The sequence below is a fragment of the Actinosynnema sp. NPDC023587 genome (assembly GCF_040640215.1).
Classification (GTDB): Bacteria; Actinomycetota; Actinomycetes; order Mycobacteriales; family Pseudonocardiaceae; genus Actinosynnema.
Genome location: NZ_JBFABG010000020.1, coordinates 79,589 through 86,058, shown reverse-complemented (window position 1 = coordinate 86,058; position 6,470 = coordinate 79,589). Strand labels below are relative to the sequence as shown.

The window sequence follows — 6,470 nt, the reverse complement described above, 5'->3', positions numbered from 1 at the left end:
GCAAACTACGCAGCTGCCCCTACCGCGCCGGACGCCTGGCCAAAGCCATCCACGTCCTCCAGAACCACGAGACCGCCGCAGGATGAAAAAGGCTCTGTGTAGCATCAGCCTCTCCAGGGTGGCCCTCGTCCGATCCAGTTTCCGTCAGTCAGCAATTGAACATGTGAATGTATAAATGTGCACGACTTTCAGGGAAATGAATGTGTCATTCCTGGTGGGCGACTGGTGACACGGAGGCGTTTTGCCGGGCTGCGCGGGCCGTGGGCAGGAGCGCTGCCCGGCTTGAGTAATCGTCCTCAGAAACAGTCCCAACCGCGCAGCGGAAGCCACAAGGTTCGGCAACGCCTACTGCTACGAATACGCCGACAAGGCCTGCACACCTGCGACCCCGCTCCAGACCGACGGGGTGAGCCGGTTGCGGCCGGAGCAGATCGCGGCGGCGGTGATGGAGGCGATGGGCAAGGCCCAGGCCGGCTATCCGGCCGAGTTGGCGCGGATCGTCGGGGAAACGGTGGGCCCGACCCCCTCGGGGCAGCACATCGTGGCCGTGGCCGAGCGGAACTTCCCCCAGCCCGAGCCCGATGACCGACCTGCGGCCCCGCCGCGTCGCCGGCCGGGTGATGACGGTGACTTCACCGACGACAGCTACCTGAGGTGACGTGATGACCGGCTACGAGGCCGTGACCGGCGAGATCGGCACGTTGGCCGGTCGGGTGGAAGGTCTGGCGGACCGGCTGCGCGCGGCGGCGTGGCCAACAGACGGTCGATGAACACCAACCGATACCTCGCCCCGGCGCCCACCGCACGCAGACGCGGCCGAGCCGCCCGTCGCGCGTCCTCACGGGCCTGCCAAACCGGGCCGACCTCTGCCACCAGAGCTGTGATCACCCGGGCCGACAGACCCGTCAACCGACGATTCGACACCACCGCTGCGCGACGCACACCAAGATCATCTCAGCGCCCTCGCCCAACCATGGGGTCTGTCAAACGAGCGGTGTAACTCGGGTTGAAGAGGGTTACTTGCGTCCGGCGGCCAGGCGGCCGTCGAAGGCGATCTCGAAGGCGTTGAGCGCCGGTTTCCAGCGCATCGTCCAGCGTTTGCGGCCGGTGCCGGTCGGGTCCAGGCTCATCACCGCGAGGTAGACGCATTTGAGCGCGGCCTGCTCGTTGGGGAAGTGGCCTCGGGCTTTGACCGCGCGGCGGATGCGGGCGTTGACGCTCTCGATGGCGTTGGTCGAGCAGATCACCCGCCGGATCTCGACGTCGAGGGCCAGGAAGGGCACGAACTCGGCCCAGGCGTTGTTCCAGAGCCGGACGATGGCCGGATGGCGGACACCCCAGGCGTCGGCGAACTCGGCGAACCGTTCCTTCGCGGCGGCCTCGGTCGGGGCGGTGTAGACGGGCTTGAGGGTCTTGGCGATGGCGTCCCAGTGCCGGCGGCCGGCGTAGCGGAAGCTGTTGCGCAGCAAGTGGACGATGCAGGTCTGCACGATCGTGCGCGGCCAGACCGTGGTGACGGCGTCGGGCAGCCCGGTCAGCCCGTCGCAGACGAGCATGAGCACGTCGGCGACGCCGCGGTTGCGCAGCTCGGTGAGCACGTGCAGCCAGTACTTCGCGCCCTCGCCGCCGTCCCCGGCCCAGATCCCGAGAATGTATCGATGGCCCTCGCAGGTCACGGCCATCGCCATGTAGATCGGCCGGTTGGCCACCTGGCCGTCGCGGATCTTCACGTGGATGGCGTCGATGAACACCACCGGATAGACCGGGTCCAGAGGCCGGTTCTGCCACTCGACCATGCCTTCCACGACCTTGTCGGTGATCGTGGAGATCGTCTGGCGCGACACGTCGGCGCCGTAGACCTCGGCCAGGTGCGCGGAGATCTCCCCGGTGGTCAGGCCCTTGGCGAACAGCGAGATGACCATCTCGTCCACGCCGTTGAGCCGCTTCTGCCGCTTGGCCACGATCCGCGGTTCGAACTCGGCGTTGCGGTCGCGCGGCACGTCGATCTCCACCGGTCCCACGTCGGTGAGCACGGTCTTGGAGCGGGTGCCGTTGCGCGAGTTGCCCGTCCCGCGCCCGGCCGGGTCGTGCTTGTCGTAGCCCAGGTGGTCGGTGATCTCACCCTCCAGCGCAGACTCCAGCAGCCGCTTGGTCAGCTGCTGAAGCACCCCGCCCTCACCGGTGAGCTTCAGGCCACCGGCGCGGGCCCGGCTGACCAACTGGTCGACCAACTGCTCGTCCAGACCCTCCAGGGCTGCCGGGCGGGTCTCGGGCGTCGTGTCGTCGGCGTGCTCCACGCCGGACATCATCTCGGTCATCAGGTGCGCATCCTTGATCAGGAGTTACACCGCTCGTTTTACAGTCCCCCCTGTCGATCACCGATCAAGCAGCCGTCACCCGACTCGACACCCGCCGACGGCAACGACTGGGCGGCATCCTCAACGAGTACCACCACGCTCCCTGACCTTCACGGACGGCATTTTCGGCAAGCACAGGGCGACCGATTTCTGCGGTCACGCTGGCTCACACCTGTCATCCATGTCCGACCAATCCTTGATCCGAACACCTACCGCCGGTCCAGGCCGTTGCGTCGACCTAGACCGCGGGCGCGGCAGGCTGGTCGGCTCCCCGAGGCCGTCGCGTAGCCCAAGGCGAGCAGGGCGTTCGTCGCCGCGCGAGATGCTGCTGATCTCGGGGCGGTAGCGCTTGGACCCCGGCGCGGTCTCGGCGAAGACCATCCCGCCGAAGTACGCGCCCAGGACCACGGCCTGGTCTCCAGGAACACCGAGGAGACGCCGAACTCCTGGCTGGTGTAGATGAACCGCGCCGGGGTGGTCTGCTGCCAGTGGGTGGTTCCGGTGCGCTCCACCGCGCGACGGATGGTCACGCCGTCCTCGGTGGACAGGCCCAGGCCGTTCCACGCGGCCGGGAGCGGAGTGGCCGGGCGGGCGGTTCGGGTGTGCCCGACGGGGCGAGCGAGGGTTCCCCGGTGCCGGGGACGCGGACGAGGGTGGGGCTCAGGGCCGGGCGGACCTGTCCGGTCTGCCGGACATCCCGAACCGCCGTGGCTTGCACCCGGCTTCGCCCGCGAGGGCTGCCGCAACCGGCTGCTCGCGCTCCTCTAGCTGATCTCGATCTTCACCCGGCGTTCGCCGCGGCGGTGAGCAAGTGCCCACCGCCGCGGTGTTCGTCGTGGTCACAGCTCGCAGCTGACCTTGTTCTCGACGTTGCTGCAGGTGTCCAGGCTCGGCCTGGCGTCGGCGGTGTCGGTGCCGATCCCGCCGTTGACGGTGTCGATGTTGCCGACGACCAGGCCGAGGAAGTTGGCGTTGCCGTTCTTGGCGTCGCCGTAGAGCACGTCGTCGCCCGGTCCGGCGTCGATGGTGTCGCGGTGGCCGCTGGTGACCGCCTTCGCGCCCGAGAGGGAGTTCAGGGTCTCGTAGTCGCCGTAGATGGTGTCGTTGCCCTCGCCGCCGTTGATGGTGTCGTTGGAGGTCTCGGCGGTCACCGGTGCGCTGACGCCGAGGGTCGCGGTCTGCGCGTCGCCGTAGATGGTGTCGCCGCCCCCGCCGCCCGAGATGGTGTCGTTGAGGTTGCCGATCAGCACCGCTCCGGCAAGACCGGCGCCCGTCCCCACGGTGATGGTCCTGCTGTAGCCGTAGATGGTGTCGGGGTCGTCGCCGCCGATGAGGGTGTCGTTGAGGCCGACGATCCCGCCGGAGACGGCGGTGATCGTCACGTCGAGGAACCCGCCGGAGATGACGTCCGACCCCGGCCCGCCGTCGATGTGGTCGTTGTCGGCGACGTAGGCCGCCGAGACGCTGATGACGCCGCTTCCGGAGTTGCCGATCAGGAGGTCGTCGCCGGCCTCGCCGAACACCCGGTCGGAGAGGTCCTCCAGAGGACCGGGGGCGGGCAGGCCGGGGAGGGCGTCGGGCACCACGACGAACTCGCCGTAGACGGTGTCGTCACCCTCCCCGGCGCAGACCCGGTCGTTGCCGGCCAGCCCGACGATGGTGTCGTCCCCGCCCAAGCCGACGATCACGTCGTCCCCATTCGTACCCATGAGGGTCTCGCCGCTCGCGGAGCCCACGATGGTGGCGGGCAGCCCGTCACAGGTCGTCGTGGCGTGCGCGGCGGGCACACCCGCCAGCGACCACGCAGCCGCCACGACCAGGCTCACCACCGCTCCGAGGGTGGATCTGGCACTGAATTTGCGCACAGCGATCTCCTTCCAGTTCACCGCGCAACGCGGAACCGGTCGACCACAATGGGAGAGCTGCGCAACTCGTGCGTGTCATCGCCCGCACCGGAAAGCGCGTTACGCTCGAAAGACGAGGAATACTCCCGTAATGTCGACGGCGAGTGACCCGTGGCTCGACGGTCAGGTGTACCAGGTGGGTTCGGGTATCTCGTCGAGCAGTGCGTAGCGGCCGACTTCGGCGCGCTTGTGGGCGAGCGGGTCGTGCAGGCTGTGGGTGCGGATGTTGCGCCAGAAGATGTCCAGGCCGGTGGTGTTGGCGGTGGCGCGGGCACCGGTGACGTCGAAGACGCGGGTGCCGATCTCCAGGCCGGTGTCGATGGCGCGTTGCTTGGCGGCGGCGATGACGACGGCGGCTTCGCCGCGTTGGCGTTCGGTGACGGTGTCGGGGTGGGTGTTGATCGCCTCGACGAGTTCGGCGGCGCGGTCGGCCAGGGCTTCGGCGGCCCAGAGCTTGGCCCGCAGGTCGCCGTAGGTCTCCAGGACGTGGAACTCCTCGATCGCCGCGTCCTTGACGTCGATGGCGTAGGGCCACGGCCGGGTCCGGCTTCGGGTGTACGCGGCGGCGGTGGTGAGCGCGCTCGTGGCGATGCCGAGGTAGAAGTTGGTGAACACCAACTGGATCAGCGGCACGTTGAGCGTGTTGTAGACCTGCGGCCGGAACTGCTTGTCGACGTAGCCCAAAGCATCCGACCAGGGCACGCGCACACCGCGGATCTCGACGCTGCCGCTCTCGGTGAGCCTCTGGCCGAGGTTGTCCCAGTCGTCGTTGAACGCGATGGCGTCCTGGTGGGACGGGACGATGGCGAAGACGTGCTTGTCGGTGCCTTCCAGCACGCCTTCCAGGACGGTGACGTCGGAGACCTTGCTGCCGGTGGAGAAGGACTTGCGGCCGGTGAAGACGAGTTCGTCGCCCTCGTCGGCGACGACCAGGTCGTTGTCGCGCGGGTTGACCGCGCCGCCGAAGAACCACCGATCGCGGGTGGCCGCCTGCTCCACCGCCGCGACCTGTTCGGGGGTGGCGATCAGGCGGGCCGTCCAGAACCAGAGGTAGTGGTAGCCCAACAACTGGCCGAGGGAGCCGTCGCCCGCGGCGATCTCGCGGACGACCCGGTACGCGGTGGTCCAGTTCTGACCACCGCCGCCCTGCTCGACCGGACCGAGCAGGGCGACCAGACCCGAGTCCTTGAGCAAGGCCACCTCGGCGTGCGGGGTGGAGCCCGCCCGGTCACGGGCCACCGCATCGACGGCGAACAGCGCAGCGACCTCACGAGCCCGGTCGAGCCACCCCTCGGCGGTGGCCGGAGTGGTGTTCCAGTCGCGTTCCGCAGGGGTGCTCACAAGCGGCTCCGATCACGTGTGCGGCGCTACGGCGCTCCTTCCTACCGAGGACACAGACCAACGCGACAGGTCCGAGCGGTGAAAAGATATTCCACCTCAGGCGAAACCGCACACCACAGGACTCCGCAGTTCCGCGGTGGACAACACCCACGCACGGTGTACCGCCACAAGCCGTTCAGCCGATTGAGAGCGGACGCCGGGATCGCCAAACTCGACCCGCCCCCTGGAATTCCGGAACGGAAACCCTCATGCGTCTGCGTTCACTGATCGTCGCCCTGGTGGGCGGACTCCTCGGAGCCACCGCCCTGTCCCCCGTGCCCGCTTCCGCCTCGTCGTCCGTGGTGGACGTCAACTGCGCCCTGGGCACCCAGGTCGGCACCTACTCCCCCGGCATGACACTGCTACCCAGGCACATCGACTTCCAAGCCACCGGCACGCTGGGCGGCTGCCTGTCCCCCGGCCACCCCGACATCACCGGAGCCACCTTCACCTCCCTGGTCAGCGGCACGTTCAGCTGCCTGGCCGGTTCCACCACCAACACCTCCACCTACCACTGGAACACCGGACACAGCAGCACCGTCCAAGGCGGCTTCGAGGTCAACCTCAAACCCGGCGGCACCACCGTCCTCGTCCTGACCGGCACCGTGATCGACGGCCTCTTCCAAGGCGCGACCGTCGTGCAGACCAAGGTCCTGCCCGCCACCGACCTCACCGCCTGCCTCACCCCCCAAGGCCTGACCAGCGTCAGCGGCACGGTCACCTTCACCGCCGTGCTGTGAACCGGCGAACGACAACGTGCCGGGACCCTGGTCGTCGTCGAGAACGGGGGCGGTGATGGCGGGAAGTTCACCCGGCGGTTCCACCACGC

The 6,470-nt window shown here is 68.4% G+C and carries 5 protein-coding genes and 1 pseudogene; 3 read left to right on the top strand and 3 right to left on the bottom strand.

All coding sequences use genetic code 11. The annotated features are described in order from the left end of the window. Together AB0G01_RS32605 and AB0G01_RS32600 are read left to right on the top strand one after the other, a co-directional pair. Positions 1 to 86, top strand: a pseudogene (locus AB0G01_RS32605) (IS5/IS1182 family transposase); the annotation flags it as partial. A 320-nt stretch (positions 87 to 406) separates the two neighbouring features. Further along, positions 407 to 658, top strand: a complete 252-nt coding sequence (locus AB0G01_RS32600) for a hypothetical protein (RefSeq protein WP_360953789.1) — start codon at positions 407 to 409, stop codon at positions 656 to 658. 358 nt (positions 659 to 1,016) lie between these two features. Here AB0G01_RS32600 and AB0G01_RS32595 read toward each other — a convergent pair whose 3' ends face one another. The 3 genes from AB0G01_RS32595 to AB0G01_RS32585 form a co-directional block, all read right to left on the bottom strand. Next, positions 1,017 to 2,318, bottom strand: a complete 1,302-nt coding sequence (locus tag AB0G01_RS32595; RefSeq protein WP_360953786.1) for an IS256 family transposase — start codon at positions 2,316 to 2,318, stop codon at positions 1,017 to 1,019. Positions 2,319 to 3,196: 878 nt separating this feature from the next. Next, positions 3,197 to 4,222 (bottom strand): calcium-binding protein, encoded by a 1,026-nt coding sequence (locus AB0G01_RS32590; RefSeq protein ID WP_360953783.1) that lies wholly within the window; start codon positions 4,220 to 4,222, stop codon positions 3,197 to 3,199. Between the two features lie 162 nt (positions 4,223 to 4,384). After that, a complete protein-coding gene (locus tag AB0G01_RS32585) occupies positions 4,385 to 5,602 on the bottom strand; it encodes an acyl-CoA dehydrogenase family protein (RefSeq protein WP_360953780.1) in 1,218 nt (405 codons plus the stop codon). A 248-nt stretch (positions 5,603 to 5,850) separates the two neighbouring features. Here AB0G01_RS32585 and AB0G01_RS32580 point away from each other — a divergent pair, with 248 nt between their 5' ends. Continuing rightward, entirely contained in the window at positions 5,851 to 6,381 is a 531-nt protein-coding gene (locus AB0G01_RS32580) for a hypothetical protein (RefSeq protein WP_360953777.1), read from the top strand. Positions 6,382 to 6,470: the final 89 nt, after the last annotated feature.

Coding starts and splice junctions, on each gene's coding strand:
- AB0G01_RS32595 (WP_360953786.1), bottom strand. CDS start 2,318: ATGACCGAGATGATGTCCGGCGTGGAGCACGCCGACGACACGACGCCC.
- AB0G01_RS32580 (WP_360953777.1), top strand. CDS start 5,851: ATGCGTCTGCGTTCACTGATCGTCGCCCTGGTGGGCGGACTCCTCGGA.